This window comes from Fervidicola ferrireducens (assembly GCF_001562425.1).
In the GTDB taxonomy this organism is placed as follows: domain Bacteria; phylum Bacillota; class Thermosediminibacteria; order Thermosediminibacterales; family Thermosediminibacteraceae; genus Fervidicola; species Fervidicola ferrireducens.
In genome coordinates, this window is record NZ_LOED01000020.1 from 1 (window position 1) to 15,667 (window position 15,667).

At 49.0% G+C, this 15,667-nt stretch carries 17 protein-coding genes; 2 read left to right on the forward strand and 15 right to left on the reverse strand.

Annotated elements, in window-relative coordinates:
• A partial coding sequence (gene ltrA, locus AN618_RS07915; protein ID WP_222926422.1) for a group II intron reverse transcriptase/maturase occupies positions 1-1,324 on the forward strand: 1,324 nt, incomplete at its 5' end.
• Positions 1,325-1,409: 85 nt separating this feature from the next.
• On the opposite strand, the gene dapA is transcribed toward ltrA, so the two are convergent.
• From dapA to AN618_RS07955, 8 genes are all read right to left on the reverse strand, one after another.
• On the reverse strand, positions 1,410-2,285 hold the full coding sequence (gene dapA, locus AN618_RS07920; RefSeq protein WP_066353726.1) for a 4-hydroxy-tetrahydrodipicolinate synthase: 876 nt from the start codon (positions 2,283-2,285) through the stop codon (positions 1,410-1,412).
• A 95-nt stretch (positions 2,286-2,380) separates the two neighbouring features.
• Complete coding sequence (locus tag AN618_RS07925; RefSeq protein ID WP_066353727.1) at positions 2,381-3,088, reverse strand: zinc metallopeptidase; 708 nt, start codon at positions 3,086-3,088, stop codon at positions 2,381-2,383.
• A 60-nt stretch (positions 3,089-3,148) separates the two neighbouring features.
• Positions 3,149-3,982, reverse strand: a complete 834-nt coding sequence (locus AN618_RS07930) for a PSP1 domain-containing protein (RefSeq protein ID WP_066353728.1) — start codon at positions 3,980-3,982, stop codon at positions 3,149-3,151.
• Between the two features lies 1 nt (position 3,983).
• The gene (locus AN618_RS07935) at positions 3,984-4,787 is read right to left on the reverse strand and encodes a DNA polymerase III subunit (protein ID WP_066353730.1); all 804 of its coding nucleotides are present in this window, start codon (positions 4,785-4,787) and stop codon (positions 3,984-3,986) included.
• Complete coding sequence (locus AN618_RS07940) at positions 4,780-5,232, reverse strand: YaaR family protein (RefSeq protein WP_066353732.1); 453 nt, start codon at positions 5,230-5,232, stop codon at positions 4,780-4,782. The genes AN618_RS07935 and AN618_RS07940 overlap by 8 nt, the downstream gene beginning before the upstream one ends.
• A complete protein-coding gene (locus tag AN618_RS07945) occupies positions 5,229-5,552 on the reverse strand; it encodes a cyclic-di-AMP receptor (RefSeq protein WP_066353791.1) in 324 nt (107 codons plus the stop codon). Before AN618_RS07945 ends, AN618_RS07940 begins: the two co-directional genes overlap by 4 nt.
• A gap of 14 nt (positions 5,553-5,566) precedes the next feature.
• Positions 5,567-6,199 (reverse strand): dTMP kinase, encoded by a 633-nt coding sequence (gene tmk, locus AN618_RS07950; RefSeq protein WP_066353734.1) that lies wholly within the window; start codon positions 6,197-6,199, stop codon positions 5,567-5,569.
• Positions 6,192-7,631 carry an aminotransferase class I/II-fold pyridoxal phosphate-dependent enzyme gene (locus AN618_RS07955; protein WP_066353735.1) on the reverse strand — a complete coding sequence of 480 codons (1,440 nt, stop codon included), beginning with the start codon at positions 7,629-7,631 and terminating at the stop codon, positions 6,192-6,194. The genes tmk and AN618_RS07955 overlap by 8 nt, the downstream gene beginning before the upstream one ends.
• 90 nt (positions 7,632-7,721) lie before the next feature.
• Here AN618_RS07955 and AN618_RS07960 point away from each other — a divergent pair, with 90 nt between their 5' ends.
• Positions 7,722-7,970 carry a hypothetical protein gene (locus AN618_RS07960; RefSeq protein WP_066353737.1) on the forward strand — a complete coding sequence of 83 codons (249 nt, stop codon included), beginning with the start codon at positions 7,722-7,724 and terminating at the stop codon, positions 7,968-7,970.
• Here AN618_RS07960 and gyrA read toward each other — a convergent pair.
• From gyrA to dnaN, 7 genes are read right to left on the reverse strand one after another with little or no spacing between them, the layout of a single operon-like run.
• On the reverse strand, positions 7,967-10,399 hold the full coding sequence (gene gyrA, locus AN618_RS07965) for a DNA gyrase subunit A (protein WP_066353739.1): 2,433 nt from the start codon (positions 10,397-10,399) through the stop codon (positions 7,967-7,969). The two genes, AN618_RS07960 and gyrA, sit on opposite strands and share 4 nt — an antisense overlap.
• A gap of 14 nt (positions 10,400-10,413) precedes the next feature.
• Positions 10,414-12,324: a DNA topoisomerase (ATP-hydrolyzing) subunit B gene (gene gyrB, locus AN618_RS07970; RefSeq protein WP_066353741.1), complete on the reverse strand. Its 1,911-nt coding sequence runs from the start codon at positions 12,322-12,324 to the stop codon at positions 10,414-10,416.
• 16 nt (positions 12,325-12,340) lie between these two features.
• Positions 12,341-12,598, reverse strand: a complete 258-nt coding sequence (gene remB / locus AN618_RS07975; protein ID WP_066353743.1) for an extracellular matrix regulator RemB — start codon at positions 12,596-12,598, stop codon at positions 12,341-12,343.
• The gene (locus AN618_RS07980) at positions 12,558-13,070 is read right to left on the reverse strand and encodes a DciA family protein (RefSeq protein ID WP_066353745.1); all 513 of its coding nucleotides are present in this window, start codon (positions 13,068-13,070) and stop codon (positions 12,558-12,560) included. The genes remB and AN618_RS07980 overlap by 41 nt, the downstream gene beginning before the upstream one ends.
• A 1-nt stretch (position 13,071) precedes the next feature.
• Positions 13,072-14,193 (reverse strand): DNA replication/repair protein RecF, encoded by a 1,122-nt coding sequence (gene recF, locus AN618_RS07985; protein WP_083515129.1) that lies wholly within the window; start codon positions 14,191-14,193, stop codon positions 13,072-13,074.
• Positions 14,186-14,404 carry an RNA-binding S4 domain-containing protein gene (locus AN618_RS07990; protein ID WP_066353748.1) on the reverse strand — a complete coding sequence of 73 codons (219 nt, stop codon included), beginning with the start codon at positions 14,402-14,404 and terminating at the stop codon, positions 14,186-14,188. Before AN618_RS07990 ends, recF begins: the two co-directional genes overlap by 8 nt.
• Positions 14,404-15,510: a DNA polymerase III subunit beta gene (gene dnaN / locus AN618_RS07995; protein ID WP_066353749.1), complete on the reverse strand. Its 1,107-nt coding sequence runs from the start codon at positions 15,508-15,510 to the stop codon at positions 14,404-14,406. Before dnaN ends, AN618_RS07990 begins: the two co-directional genes overlap by 1 nt.
• Positions 15,511-15,667: the final 157 nt, after the last annotated feature.

Below are 15,667 nucleotides of genomic sequence, written 5' to 3' on the forward strand. Positions count from 1 at the left end.
GGGAGGGCCGAGTTCTTCTCCGGCACGAAGCGGAGAGTCACCTCGCGGGGACAACGATAGCGGCCTGATGGAGCGGGTGGTAGAAAGAAACAACATGTTAGCAGCCCTAAAGCGAGTAGAACAAAACGGAGGCGCGCCAGGCATAGACGGCATCCCGACCGAACGGCTTCGGGATCAACTCCGTGCCGAATGGCCGCGCATCCGGGAAGAACTACTTGCGGGGACCTACAAGCCCAAGCCCGTGCGCCGGGTCGAAATCCCGAAACCCGGAGGAGGCAAGAGGCTTTTAGGAATCCCCACTGTAATGGACCGCCTCATCCAACAGGCTCTCCTGCAAGTATTGACACCAATATTTGACGCGGGATTTTCGGAGCACAGTTACGGATTTCGGCCCGGGAAAAGGGCCCACGATGCGGTGAGGGAAGCAAGACGATACGTACAAGAAGGATATGAATGGGCAGTCGACCTGGATATAGAGAAATTCTTTGACCGAGTAAATCACGACATACTCATGGCAAAAGTAGCTCGAAAAGTGAAAGATAAGAGGGTATTGACCCTCATTCGCCGATACCTACAAGCAGGCGTCATGATAAACGGAGTAGTAATGGAGACAACAGAAGGCACACCCCAGGGAGGCCCACTAAGTCCACTTCTAGCCAACATACTACTGGACGAGCTGGATAAAGAACTTGAAAAGAGGGGCCACAAATTCGTCCGCTACGCTGACGACTGCAATATTTATGTCAAGAGCAAACGAGCCGGAGAAAGAGTTATGGAAAGCGTAAAGAGATACTTGCAGGAGCGGTTGAAGCTCAAGATAAACGAACAAAAGAGTGCTGTGGACCGACCGTGGAAGCTGAAATTTCTAGGATTCAGCATGCATAAAGCGAAGAATGGGCAAATCCTCATCCGCCTAGCGCCTCAGACCATTGAACGAGTAAAGACGAAAATACGGCAGATAACAGCCCGGAACAAACCAGTAAGCATAGCCGAACGCATAGGACGCCTCAACACCTACCTTGGGGGGTGGATGGGATACTTTGCCTTGGCCGAAACACCCAGCGTATTTGAAGAACTGGATGGTTGGATACGCAGGAGGCTACGCTTATGCCTTTGGAAGCAGTGGAAGCGAGTACGCACGAGATACCGAGAACTAAGGGCGTTGGGACTGCCCGAGCAAGTAGTGCATGAATTTGCCAATGCGCGGAAGGGTCCATGGCGGATGGCCCACGGGCCAATGAATAGAGCCCTGGGCAACGCCTACTGGCAATCCCAGGGCCTAACGAGCCTGACCGAACGCTATCAGAGGCTTCGTAAAGCTTGATGAACCGCCGGATGCGGACCCGCATGTCCGGTGGTGTGAGGGGACGGGGGTTAGTCGCCCCCTCCTACTCGATTTCCTGATTTTTTTATAAAAGTCCAAGTTCGCTCAAAACTTTTCTCAAAATTTCCCTCGTCTTTTCATCGGCGGCCAGAAGAGGCGGCCGAAGCCCTCCGACTTTAATCCCGATCATGTTGAGAGCTTCCTTTACCGGTATTGGATTTGCGACGACAAATAGGGCCTTAAAAAGCTCAAAGAGTTCAAGGTGGATTTTGCGGGCTTTATCCACTTCGCCCTTTTCGAAGGCCTGTATCATTTCCTTTATCCTTTTTCCCACAAGGTGGGAGGCCACGCTTACCACGCCTTTGGCCCCAATGGCCAACATGGGCAGGGTGAGGCTGTCGTCCCCGCTGTAGACCTGAAGCTGCGGCGCAAGCGCCACGGTCTTGCTGGTCTTATCCAAATTGCCGCCCGCGTCCTTTACGGCCACTACGTTCTTTACCTCGGAAAGCCTCATCAGGGTTTCGGGCTCAATGGTAACGGCGGTCCGTCCCGGAACGTCGTAAAGCATCACAGGAATGTCGACCGATTCGGCTATCATTTTGAAATGCTGGTAAAGCCCTTCCTGGGTGGGCTTGTTGTAATAGGGGCTCACCAGGAGAAGTCCATCGACGCCTATTTCCTGAGCTTTAAGGGAAAGTTCGATGCTGTGGCGGGTGTCGTATGAACCGGTGCCGGCTATTATGGCGGCCCTATTATTTGCAACTTCCTTTGCTAGTCTGTAAAGGGTGAGCTTTTCTTCATCTGTAAGGGTCGGCGACTCTCCTGTGGTCCCGGTCACCACCAGGGCGTCGCTTCCGTTTTCTATCAGGTAGTCCACCAGGTTTTCGAAAGCTTTGTAATCCACCTTTAAGTCTTCATCAAAAGGCGTCACCATCGCGGTAATAACGCGGCCGAAATCCATAAGTCAAACTCCCCCTTTAAAAACTCCTTTAGAACAATTATATTTACACAAGCACAAACGGGCCACACGATTAAAAAAATAAGGGGGTAAAACCCCTACCTGTCGTCCCTGTTGTAAATGCCGAACAATGCGAGTAACCTCAAAAGCTGAAGTATGGCCATAAGGGTGGCAGCCACGTAGGTGAGGGCTGCGGCGTTTAAGACTCTTTTAACCGGCTCGACTTCATCGTAGGAAATAAATCCCGCGCTTTCCAACGCCGCCACCGCCCTGCTGCTGGCGTTGTATTCTACCGGTAATGTGACGAACTGAAAGAGCACGGCGGCGCTGAAAAACAGTATACCCATCGTCGCCAGGAAATCGGAACTCAAAAGAAGCCCTATGAAAAACAGCGGAAAGGCCATCTGCGAACCTATTCCGGCCAGCGGCACTATGGTATTCCGCAAGTTGAGCGGCGCATACCCTACATTGTGCTGTATTGCATGACCGCATTCGTGGGCCGCAACGCCGAGGGCGGCAAGGGACCTGCCGCCGTACACTTCCGGCGAAAGCCTCAGCACCTTGCTGCGGGGGTCGTAGTAGTCGGTTAGCCTTCCACGCGTCATTTCCACCGTAACATCGTATATGCCGTTGGCCCTCAATATTTCCCTCGCCACTTCCGCCCCTGTGAGGCCTATCCTGGCTGGTACCCGAAGATATCTTTCAAATGTCGTGGATACTTTCGCCTGGGCGTAGAAGGCGAGGATGAGGGCTGGCAAAACGATAATCCACGTGGGGTCGTAATAATACCATCCAAACGGGAACATTAATCCCACCTCCTCAAAGCAGCATCCTTAAAACTATAATAACCCGCAAAGCAAAACCTTTCAATCCCCTTTAAGCTCCACTTCTTCCATGGAAAAGTCCTTCTCTTTCCCGCTGTCCGCCAGTTTTACCGTCACTATTCCCTTTTCTTTGTCTAGAGAAGCAACCGTTCCTTCACCCACGGGAGTTATTACCTTTGAGTCTACCTTCAGTATTTCCTCCGCTTCCTTACATTCATCGCAGCATTTCGTTTCCCCGCAGTAATTTTCGTATTCGAACCTGAGGCAGCACATTAGCCTGCCGCACAGTCCAGAGATTTTTCCGGGGTTCAGCGAAAGGTTCTGCTGTTTCGCCATCTTTATAGACACGGGGTCGAATTCTCCTAAAAAAGTGTGGCAGCACACGATCCTGCCGCATGGGCCAAGACCTCCTATCATCTTTGCCTCGTCCCTTACTCCTATCTGCCTAAGCTCAATGCGGGTGCGGAAAATCGACGCCAAGTCCTTTACAAGTTCCCTGAAATCCACCCGGCCATCAGCCGTAAAATAAAAGATGAGCTTCGACCTGTCGAAGGTGTACTCCACATCCACCAGTTTCATCTCGAGGCCGTGTTCTTCAATCTTCTTTTCCGCGATTCGGGCGGCTTCTTTCGCCTTTGTCCGGTTTTCTTCCACCACCCTCTCGTCTTCCTCGTTAGCTTTCCGTATTACGTCCTTCAGGGGTGATATTACATCTTCCTCCCTGACTTCCTTGGGGCCTATCACCACTTCTCCGAACTCCACGCCTCTCGAGGTTTCGACGATCACCTTGTCTCCCACCGAAAGCTCCAGATCTCTGGGGTTGAAATAATATATCTTGCCTGCCTTTTTGAATCTCACGCCTATGACCTTGACCATGCTACATCACCTCCTGCTCCTTCAGCCCCACGAGTAAATTATACCACGCAAGGGTTTCATTTCCTTTTGCCTTTACCACCTCTATTTGCGAATACAGGGTATCTATAGCCCTTACCAATGCCCGGGGTGATAAATCTTGTGCTCTTTTTTTTAATTTATCCGACAAATCCCAATTCTTTAAGCCGGCCCTACTTTTAGTCTTAATCACCAAAATATCTCTATACACCGAAGCCATAAATTCCATCAGTACATCGGATTCCACTTCAGCATCAGCGAATTTTTGAACATAAAAGTTAATTTTCGAAAAATCAAGGCCAGCTAGGATTACTTCGAGCAGAATTTCTTTTACATCCCGGGGGATATCCTTACCTTCATCCGTTTTTGAGTAATCCAAAATCTGGCATCTGGAAACAACTGTGGGAAGCAAAGCCTTAAGATTCCGGGCCAGGAGCAGGAAAAGCAGGGACGTAGGGGGGTCTTCTAAAGTCTTCAAAAGGGCATTTTGAGCCTCATGGGTCATTTTATCCGCTTCGTGAAATACGTAGACCTTCCTTCTCGCCTCTATCGGCGGCTGATGGGAGCCCATTACCACATCCCTTATTTTTTCCACCTTTATGGAAGACCCATCGGGAAGTACGTGAAAAAGGTCAGGATGGCTTCCCGCCTCCATTCGGCGGCAACAATCACAGTCATCGCAGAAAGACGGAGTTTCGCTGCAGTTAGCAGCTTTTGCGAGCTCTATCGCCTTTTTTATCGTCTCCTCTTCAGGTCCAAGGAGAATGTAAGCGTGAAAAATTTTACGCATAAAGGTCCAGGAGCAGCCCTCGGATTTCATCCACCAACGCCAACACCCTAAATGCATCGGCATTCTTGGAAAGCAAAAGCTCTGTAAGCTCGATGAGCTTTTCATCCACAATTCTCACGGTGGTCAGAACCTTTTGCCTCCCCTGACCGGAAAAAAGCCTTTCCTCTTTCAGTTCCAAACCCAGTTCAAGACAGTATTTAACGAGGCGCCCGACCATTTCTTTGTATTTTTTAAGGTCGGCAAGGCTCATGGTTTTAACGAGTCTCTTCCCCTGCTCTTCTATAGAAGAGAGCATCAAAGAAAGCTGCTCCTTTGAATACACCTCCTGAGCGTTTTTCAAAAAGTCCCGAAAGCCGCCGACCACGGAAGACGGCTTTGGGGGGTGAAAACTTATCCCGGATAAATCACCCTTTGAAGACAGGCCCCGGACCTTTACGGTATTCATATTTTCTCAAACCTTTCCACGTTCATTACGAAAACTGTAGCTCCCCCCACCGTCACCTCTATCGGATAAGGAGCCATGGTTTCTCCGGGAGAGGCCGGGAAGGGTGCTATTACGTGCTTCCTGGGACGGCAAATTTTCTCAATTATTTTTAAAACTTCGTCCAGCCTTTCTTCTTCCACGCCCATCAGCAGGGTCGTGTTACCCCGCTGCAGGAATCCTCCGGTGCTTGAAAGTTTCGTGACGCCGATATTGTTCCGGGTTAGTTCCGCTACCAGTTTAGGTGAATCGATATCCTGCACCACAGCCATTATGAGTTTCACGGGCAACCCCCCTTTCATTCGAGTATACCCGCTTTTTCCAGCTCGGCCACGAGTCTCTCGAAAACTTCTTTAACCGGCAGCGACGCATCGATTACTTTTATCCTTTCGGGGAACATTTCCCTGACCTTCATATAGCCTTCCCTCACCTTCTGGTGGAATTCCAAAGCCTCACTTTCGAGCCTGTCCTTTCCACCTGTCAACCGCTTTAAGGATTCGGCCGGGTCTATGTCCAGCAATATAGTGACGTCGGGCCAATAGGGTCCAATTACCCACTTGTTGAGCTGCAGTATGCGGTTTATTCCTATTCCCCTGGCGTATCCCTGGTACGCCAGGCTTGAGTCCACAAATCTGTCGCAGACCACTATGAACCCTTCTTTAAGGGCCGGAATAACCATCTTCTCAAGAAGCTGAGCCCTGCACGCCGCGTATATCAGGGCTTCGGCACTGGAAACTGGGCTACCCTCCGGGTCCAAAAGTATCTTCCTGAGTTGTTCCCCCAATGCGGTACCCCCGGGCTCCCTCGTCGCGATCACCCTTTTCCCCTTGCTTTTGAGGTATTCCACCAGTTTTTCGGCCTGAGTTGTCTTTCCCGCCCCATCGGGGCCTTCGATGGTTATGAATTTTCCTTTTCTTGCGCTCCTACCCATTTTTCACCACCGCTACAAAACCATTTTTTATTCCAAGGCAAGTTCCACCCGCTTTTAATATTTCACCGATAATCTCTATATGCTGTTTTTGTATAACTTCGCCGGGACATAAGATGGGAACTCCCGGCGGATATGTAATTATTGCGTCCTTTGCTATTCGTCCCACGGCATTTTCAAGCTTTACCTTTTCCGCCGAAGAAAAGTAGGCTTCCTGCGGACTCATAGCGCTTTCCGGTACATCAGGAGTGAAGACAACCGGCCTTAACTTTTTTTTGCGAGCGCCAAACCGCTTTAAAGACGAGATCAACCTCGCCACATCGGCTAAAGTGTTTCCTCCGGTCAAAATGAAGTACACGTTGCAATAATCGGCATACTCGGCGTATATTTTGAACCTGGTCCTCAAAATCCTTTCCACTAAAAAACCCGTATAGCCGGCGATGGAAACGTTAACCATGAGTCGAGAAAGGTCCACATCGTAAATACCGCCCTGCCCCTTTAGTTCACTGCCCACGCAGTAGAATGGAGTTTCCTCGTTTATCATCTTCCTAGCCCTTTCCGCAAGGTACAGCCCCTTTTCCACCCACCTTTTACCCACATCTTCCATCAGAGCTCTTGTTAAATCCAGGGATGCCATCAGGATGTACGAAGGGCTGGTGGTGGTGAGCAGCGAAAGGTAAGACCGGAGCTCGTCCGCTTCCAGATTTTCACCCTTCAGGTGGAGCCATGCACTCTGGGTTAGCGAGCACAGCGTTTTATGGGGGCTCTGCACCCACGCGTCTACCTCGTGCGTTCCTGCAGAGGCAGGCAGCTTGTCGCTGAAGGCAAGGTGTGCCCCGTGCGCTTCATCCACCAGAACTTTCATTCCCAGGAGTCTTGCTTTTTTAATTATCTTTGAAAGGTCGGGACAGAAACCCTGGTAATTTGGATTGGTCAAAAAGACCGCCTTTGCATCGGGATTAAGCGTGAATTTTTCTTTCCACTCAAAATCGGGCACTCCAACGGCTACGCCGAGCTCTTCGTTCACCTGCGGTTTCAAGTAGACGGGCTTTGCCCCCGAAAGAATCACGCCCATCAATGCCGATTTATGGCTGTCGCGGGGCAAGAGGATTTTATCTCCCTTTTTTAAAGCCGCCCCCAGCATGGCCATGATTCCCGATGTAGCGCCGTTCACCAGGAAAAAGGATTTTTCGGCCCCGTACAGCCTTGAAAGAAGCTTCTGGGCCCTTTCTATCGCCCCCGCAGGCTCGTGATAGTTGTCCATTCCCGGAATTTCCGTCACATCCCAGCGAAACAGGTTCTCCTTCATCAAATTCTCAAAATGACGGATCAAGCCCATGCCACCCTTGTGGCCGGGCACGTGGAATCTCACGGCGTCTTTTTCGGAATAAGCAATCAATTTTTCCAAAAGAGGCACCGAAAATTTTTTTCTCATGGCTCCCCTTTTCTATATTTCTTTTTTTTAGAATATAATACCATAAATTTTCGAATCTGTAACCGGAAACAATATAAAGGGTGAGTGCAAATGGAATTGGAATATAACTGCCCTTTGTGCAACGGCCTTATCACAATCCGGGAAAAATGCCCGGAATGCGGCGGCCCAATGGAAGACTGGGGAAGGGTCCAGGATTACGTAGACCCCTATCAACCCTACCTAGATATGAATATCACGGCCTCCGAAAAGCATGATGAGGGGAGGTGCGTTCACCTCTTTCTGTGCCCCCGGTGCGGCCGTGACATCAGGATTACAGTAAATCAAATACCGGGCCCTTAGTCTTTCTCGCTTTCCCTTATGACCGCCACCGCTGATACCGTATCGTTATTTTCCAGTTTCATCAGGGTGACTCCGCGGGCATTGCGGCTCATCCTGGAAATCCCCGAAACTTCCAGCCTTATCATCATGCCGGAAGCGGTGCATAAGATTACCTCATCTTTTTCCGAAACCACCCTGAGCCCTACGAGCTTTCCTGTAGTATCGCTTATCTTCTGAGTGATAATCCCCTTTCCTCCCCGGGACTGCAGCCTGTACTCTTCAATCGGGGTTCTCTTTCCGTACCCCTTTTCCGTTATTACCAAGACTTCATCGCCCAAAGACGTCACATCCATCGAGGCTACTTCGTCGCCTTCTTCCAGGGTTATGGCTTTTACTCCGCGAGCCGTCCGACCCGTGGGGCTCACATCGCTCACCGGAAACCTTATGCTCATTCCGAGAGCAGTGCCCAGGACCAGTTCGTCTTTTTCGCCCACCAGCTTAACTCCAATCAACTCGTCTCCGGGATTCAGCGTAATGGCTATTATGCCGGATTTCCGGGTATTTTCGTATTCCGAAAGGAGGGTCTTTTTTACCATTCCCTCGCGGGTGACCATGATTAGATACCCATCCTGGGAGAAATCTTTTATGGGAATTACCGCATTTACTTTTTCCTGACTTTTTAACGGCAAAAGGTTCACAATGGCGGAGCCCTTGGCCGTGCGCCCGGCTTCGGGTATTTCGTGGGCTTTCAGCCTGTATACGTTGCCCTGGTTGGTGAAAAACAGAACCACATGGTGGGTGGTAGCGACGAAGATCCTGTCTACGAAGTCCTCCTCCCTGGTGGTGATTCCGTTCACACCCTTGCCGCCACGCCTCTGGCTCTTATACGACGAAAGAGGCATTCTTTTTATATACCCCAAGTGGGTCATCGTAATAACTATGTCCTCTTCGGGTATCAAATCTTCCTCATCAAAATCCTTTGATTCCGCAACGATCCTGGTTCTCCTCTCATCGCCGAAGCGCTCCTTTATTTTTAAAAGCTCCTCCTTGATTATGCCGTAGACCATCTTCTCATCGCCCAAGACTTTCCTGTAATATTCGATTTTGCCCAAAAGTTCGCTGTACTCTTCCTCAATCTTTTGCCGCTCTAAGGCGGTAAGCCTCTGGAGCCTCATATCCAAAATGACCTGGGCCTGCTTTTCGGTAAGGCCGAATTTTTTCATCAGCCCTTCCTTCGCCGCCGGCACATCCTTTGACTTTCTGATGAGCGCTATCACTTCATCCAGGTGACTGAGGGCTATCTTGAGCCCTTCCAAAATGTGTACTCTTTCCTCCGTCCGGGCAAGTTCATATTTCGTCCTCCTTATCACCACATCCTTTTGATGTTCCAGGTAGTGGTATATCAAATCCCTCAAAGTGAGCACCTGAGGTTTGTTGTCCACCAGAGCCAGCATTATCGCGCCGAAGGTGACCTGCATCTGGGTATGCTTGAAAAGCTGGTTTAGTATGACGCGGGCGTTGGCATCCCTTTTTAATTCTATAACTATCCTTATGCCGTTCCTGTCGCTTTCGTCCCGAAGGTCCGTAATTCCTTCCAGATGTTTTTCCCTGACGAGTTCCGCGATTTTCTCTATCAGGCGGGCTTTGTTCACCATGTAGGGAATTTCGGTCACCACTATCCTTTGCTTTCCGCCTTCCATCGGCTCTATGACCGCCTTTGCTCTAATCACTATGGAGCCGCGCCCCGTTGAATACATTTCCTTTATGCCGTCTTTGCCCAGGATGATGCCTCCCGTTGGGAAATCGGGCCCCTTTATGGCGGCCATAAGCTCCAGCGACGTGACGTCAGGGTTTTCTATCATCATGATGACCCCGTCTATTACCTCTGAAAGGTTGTGGGGAGGTATGTTGGTGGCCATACCCACCGCTATACCCGAAGAACCGTTCACCAAAAGGTTTGGAAAGCGGGAGGGCAGCACCGCCGGTTCTTTCAGTGTGTCGTCGAAGTTCGGTACAAAGTCCACCGTATCTTTGTCGAGGTCCGCCAGCATCTCCAAAGCTATCCTCGAGAGTCTGGCTTCGGTGTACCTCATGGCCGCCGGTGGGTCCCCGTCTATGGAACCGAAGTTTCCATGCCCGTCGACGAGCGGGTACCGGATGGAAAAATCCTGGGCCAATCTCACCATCGCCTCGTATATAGCCGCATCGCCGTGAGGATGGTATTTGCCCATTACATCGCCCACGATGGTGGCCGATTTTCGGTGGGGCTTATCCGGGGTGAGATTGAGCTCGCCCATGGCGTAAAGAATCCTGCGATGGATGGGTTTCAAACCGTCCCTCACGTCGGGCAGAGCCCTCCCCACTATAACGCTCATGGCGTAGTCAATGTATGACTTTTTCATTTCATCCTCTATAGCAACAGGTACCACCTTATTTGCCAATTCAGACATCTACAAAACCTCCGTTAAACATCGAGATTTCTTACTTCCGCTGCGTGTTCAAAGATAAATTGTCTCCTGGGTTCTACCTTTTCTCCCATGAGTATCGTAAAGATTTCATCGGCCTCTATGGCATCCTCTAAAGTTACCTTCAAAATTGTCCTGGTCTTGGGATTCATTGTGGTCTCCCAAAGCTGGTCGGGATTCATCTCTCCAAGACCCTTGAATCTCTTGACATCGGCCTTTTCCCTGTCATTGCCCAATTTTTCTAATATCGCTTTTAACTCTTCATCGCTGTAAGCGTAATAGACCTCTTTCCCTTTTTTCACCTGGTAAAGAGGAGGTTGGGCTATATATACCATTCCTGCTTCTATCAAAGGTTTCATGTAGCGGTAAAGGAAAGTAAGCAGCAAGGTCCTTATGTGCGCACCGTCCACATCGGCATCAGCCATGATAATCACCTTGTGATACCTAAGCTTTCCGATATCGAAGTCCTCCCCTATTCCGGTGCCAAGGGCGGTTATCATGGCCCTTATCTCTTCATTGCTCAGTATCTTGTCTAGTCTTGCTTTTTCCACGTTCAATATCTTGCCCCTCAGGGGAAGGATAGCCTGAAACCTTGGGTCTCTGCCCTGTTTCGCCGAACCTCCAGCCGAATCCCCTTCCACCAGGTAAAGTTCGCAAAGCCTGGGGTCTTTTTCCCTGCAGTCGGCGAGTTTTCCGGGGAGGGAATTCTTATCGAGAGCATTTTTTCTCCTAACCAGTTCCCTGGCCTTTCGGGCTGCTTCCCTGGCCCTCGCCGCGCTGATGGCCTTTTCAACAATGCTGCGCGCTACAGCCGGATTTTCCTCCAAAAAGCGGTCCAGTGCTTCCCCTACCACCGATTCCACTATGCCGCGCATTTCGCTGTTTCCGAGCTTCGTCTTTGTCTGCCCTTCAAACTGCGGATTGACCAATTTTACGCTGATGACCGCCGTCAGACCTTCCCTCACATCTTCTCCGGAGAGATTGGCATCCTGTTCTTTCAAAAGGTTCATCTTACGCGCGTAATCGTTGATGGCTCGAGTCAGCGCCGACTTGAAACCTATGAGGTGCGTTCCGCCTTCCTGGGTATTTATGTTGTTGGCAAAACTGAGCACGTTCTCCACGTACGAATCGTTGTACTGCAGTGCAACCTCGACCTGCCACTCGTCTTTTTTCGAAGCTTCGATATAAATGGGCTCATCGTGCAGCACGTCCTTATTTCTGTTCAAATACTTCACGAAAGAAACGATGCCGCCTTCGTAGTGGAAAACCTGATGCTTACCCGTCCTCAGATCATGCAGCTCTATTTTCAGCCCTTTGTTTAAAAAGGCCTGCTCCCGCAATCTCTGGGCTAAAACGTCGTAGTTAAAAGTAGTATCCTCGAATATCTCGTCATCGGGCATAAACGTAACTTTCGTGCCCGTATCCTCGGCTTTTCCCAAAACTTTGACATCCGTCACCGGCTTTCCCCGTTCGTATCGCTGGTAGTACCTAAAGCCTTCCCTTTTTACCTCCACCTCGAGCCATTTAGAAAGGGCGTTTACAACAGAAACGCCCACCCCGTGAAGACCTCCGGAGACTTTATATCCTCCCGTTCCAAATTTGCCTCCGGCGTGAAGCATTGTCAGAGCCACTTCTAGGGCGGGTTTCCCCACTTTCGGGTGGATTTTTACGGGAATGCCGCGCCCGTCGTCTTCCACCGTCACCGAACCGTCCTTGTTAATCGTTACCAATATGTTCTTGCAAAATCCGGCGAGCGCCTCATCGATGCTGTTGTCCACCACCTCGTAAACCAGATGGTGCAGGCCCCTGCTGTCGGTGGAACCGATGTACATTCCAGGCCTTAACCTTACGTGCTCCAATCCTTCGAGGACTTCTATTTTTGTTTCATCGTAAACCGTGTTCTTCTCCAATCTTACTACCTCCAACTTAGAAGCTTTCTTCGCTTATATTTTTAAGAAAATAGGACCTTTTAAAAAGAGTGGTGGAAGAAATAGGCGAGAAGTATATCTTCTTGTCCGTAACCACCAACGATTTTCCCTCTTCCTCACCGGGTACAACAAATCCCTCTTCTCTCGCGACCTGCAGAAAATCCCGGGTATCCCGGGAATGGGTGCACTCCCTGTCTAGAATCATAATGATGTCCTTAGTTCGCACCACGGTATTCTTGCCTATGTGGATGAACACTAGTTTCACCTCTTTTCATTTTAAATTCGAAGTCTTTTATGCAAAGTTCTATAAATTTGTTCCGCAGCTTCTCATCCTGTATGCCCGCTGCAATATTATAAAACATTTGCTTTTTTTTGTCAGGAATCTCGATTTTAACGTCCTCAGCAGGATTTTTTTCGCTCTCGCTCTTAGACTTCCTTTCATCGAGGGTGATTATCTGAAATCTTATATCCCTTATCAAAGGAGTTGCTAAAAAAGAATTTATCTTTTCCATAATTTCGGTTTTAAAAAACAAAAGCTGATGGGCCCAAACGGAATTCTTTACGCCTATAAAGAGGGTGTCTCCTCGAAAAAAAATCGGTTTTGAAACCCTCGCTATTTTTTCGCCCACTATATCGTCATACCTCACGAATATCATGGCTTCTTTCAGTTTCCGATCCATGTTGCCCTTTTTTAATACGTTCCACAGGACGTTTTTTATCTTTTCCACGCTAAGACCACCATCCCAAAACGCCCGCCTTAATTCTGAAGACCGATGCCTTTTTTAAGACATCCTCTGGAATCGCAGAAAGGTCGGAAGTGGTGACGAACACCTGCCAAACTTCTTCCTCTTCCAAAATCCACTTTCTCCGATTTATGTCCAGTTCCGAAAGCGCATCGTCCAAAAGGAGTATGGGGGAGATGCCGGTGACCTCGAAAAACATTCGCCTTTCGGCAAATTTTATGCTAAGACACAGAGTCCTTTGTTCTCCCTGCGAACCGAAATATCTCAAATCTCTTCCACCCAGTAAAAACTGCAAATCATCCCTGTGGGGACCGACCTGGGTAAAACCGCTTTTCAAGTCCTGGGGCAACGATTTTCTTAAAGCCAAGGAAAATGCTTCGCGGAAGGAATCCGGCAGCACATCCGCCGAAAAAGAACTGTTTTCGTATTTTACTTCGAGCTGTCGTTCATCCCGGGAAAAATAAAGATAATATTTTTTAACCCACGGATAGAGTTTTTCCAAAAAAGCCATTCTGGCCCTCAATATCGCAGCGCCCAGTTCGGAAAGTTGCTCATCCCAGACCTCCAAGGCCGAAACGAGCGTCCTGTCGTGCCTCAACTGCTTTAAAAGGATATTTCTTTGGAAAAGCGCACGGTTATATTCCGCAAGGTACCGCCCGTACTGGGGTTTTAAACGGCTTATTACAAGGTCGAGAAACCTCCTTCTTTCGGCGGGCTTTCCCTTTACCAGGCTGAGGTCGTCGGGAGAAAAAAATACGGCGTGGATTTGCCAAAAGAGTTCCGAAAAACGCTTTTTTTCAACGCCGCATTCGCGGACTTTTTTCTTCTCGCCGGTGTTCAACCATATTTCCCTGTCTATCGGACCGGAAGAAGTGGAGAAAACTCCTTTTAAGTATGCCTTTGTTTCGTCAAAGAAAATGAGGTGCTGTTCTTTGCTGGTCCTCATCGGCCTCAAATTGCAAAGAAAATATATGGCTTCTAAAAGGTTGGTCTTCCCCTGCGCATTATCTCCGAAAAACACGTTTAAACCTTTTGAAAAGTCCGCTTCGAGCTCTTTAAAATTTCGAAAGTTTACAAGCCGTATTTTTTCAAGGTGCAAATTATTCACTCCTGCCTTTCACTAGAAAGGTCTGCCCTTGAAATTCCACCACATCTCCCGGAAAAAGCTTTCTGGACCTCCTTGTCTCCACCTGTCCGTTTACTTTAACAAGGCCCTGCTTTATCATCAGCTTAGCCTGCCCACCTGTCAAAACGACACCCGACCATTTTAAAAACTGGTCAAGGTTTATAGTTTCCGTTTTTATGAAAACCTCCTTCACTAACCATCACTCCTTAACCTGACGGGCAGGATGAAATTTACGTGATTTTCCACCCCCAGAGGCCTTATAACACAGGGCCCCACTTCTCCGGCGAACTTCATCTCTACTTCGGGTTTTTCAACAGACTTTAGAGCCTCGATAAAGAAGCGGGCGTTAAAGGCTACAAGAAGTTCCTCGCCGGCTGTATCGCAGTCCACTTTTTCGTAAACGCTGCCTATGTCCGACTCGGTGCTTATCTTTATGCAATTGCTTTCTATATTAAATTTAATCAGATTATTTTTGCTGCCTTCCCTTGCAACAACGAACGCCCGTTCTATACTGGAAAGCAGCAAATCGGTGTTTGCCACTGCTGTGACCTTTGGCTCTATTTCTACCACCTGTTCATAATCGATAAATTTTCCCTCCAGCAGCCGGCTAGATATGGTCGTATTTTCCGTGCGGAATACCACCCTGTTGCCTCCGGTATGTATCTCGAGAAAATCTTCTCCGTCTGAAATTGCCCTGGTCAGCTCCAAAAGGGCCTTTCCCGGAACCACTACGCTGAAGTCGGACCCTTCCAATTCCTCCCACCGCCAAGCTATCCTGAAACCGTCCAGAGCCACTACGTGGAATTTGCCCTCTTTTAACTCCAAGAGCTCACCGGTTAGCACCGGTCTTGCTATGGAGTCCTCCGCTCTTGCAAAAATCGTCTGCTTTACCATATTTTTAAAAACTTCTTTCGGAAGTTTAATCAAGGGGCTGGTCTGCTGAGGAACCGCTTCGGGAAAATCATCGCTTTCTAAGGCCGGCATGGTAAGGTGAAAATCTCCAGACTCGACGTATACCCGTCCTCCCTCACACTTAAATAGGACCTGTCCTTTAGGCAATTTCCTCAATATTTCGGAGAGTGCCTTGGTAGATATTACTATATCGCCCTCTTCCATAATTTGCGCAGGCAGTCTGCATTCTATACCCATCTCCAGGTCGGTAGCGGAAAGCTCAAGCGTGCTGCCATAAGCCGAAAATTTAACACCGGATAGAATGGGCATTGTGGTCTTTCCGGCGATAAACCTTTCCGCAAGAGAGATACCCGAGAGCAATTCGTCTTTGTCGATGACAAATTCCATATTTAAGACCTCCATATAGAATAATCTGCAAGGGCTCGATATTCAAAATTAGCAGTAGTAGTAGTACAGCCTGTGGATATGTGGATAAATTATGTGAATAATTCTACTTGTAGTTTTTTTGATGTGGATAACCTGTGGGAAAAGGAGGTTATTTTGT

What these genes read in the sequence shown, in the direction of transcription:
- dapA (WP_066353726.1), bottom strand. Translation starts at nt 2,285, where the DNA reads ATGGATTTCGGCCGCGTTATTACCGCGATGGTGACGCCTTTTGATGAA.
- AN618_RS07925 (WP_066353727.1), bottom strand. Translation starts at nt 3,088, where the DNA reads ATGTTCCCGTTTGGATGGTATTATTACGACCCCACGTGGATTATCGTT.
- AN618_RS07930 (WP_066353728.1), bottom strand. Translation starts at nt 3,982, where the DNA reads ATGGTCAAGGTCATAGGCGTGAGATTCAAAAAGGCAGGCAAGATATAT.
- AN618_RS07935 (WP_066353730.1), bottom strand. Translation starts at nt 4,787, where the DNA reads ATGCGTAAAATTTTTCACGCTTACATTCTCCTTGGACCTGAAGAGGAG.
- AN618_RS07940 (WP_066353732.1), bottom strand. Translation starts at nt 5,232, where the DNA reads ATGAATACCGTAAAGGTCCGGGGCCTGTCTTCAAAGGGTGATTTATCC.
- tmk (WP_066353734.1), bottom strand. Translation starts at nt 6,199, where the DNA reads ATGGGTAGGAGCGCAAGAAAAGGAAAATTCATAACCATCGAAGGCCCC.
- AN618_RS07955 (WP_066353735.1), bottom strand. Translation starts at nt 7,631, where the DNA reads ATGAGAAAAAAATTTTCGGTGCCTCTTTTGGAAAAATTGATTGCTTAT.
- AN618_RS07960 (WP_066353737.1), top strand. Translation starts at nt 7,722, where the DNA reads ATGGAATTGGAATATAACTGCCCTTTGTGCAACGGCCTTATCACAATC.
- gyrA (WP_066353739.1), bottom strand. Translation starts at nt 10,399, where the DNA reads ATGTCTGAATTGGCAAATAAGGTGGTACCTGTTGCTATAGAGGATGAA.
- dnaN (WP_066353749.1), bottom strand. Translation starts at nt 15,510, where the DNA reads ATGGAATTTGTCATCGACAAAGACGAATTGCTCTCGGGTATCTCTCTT.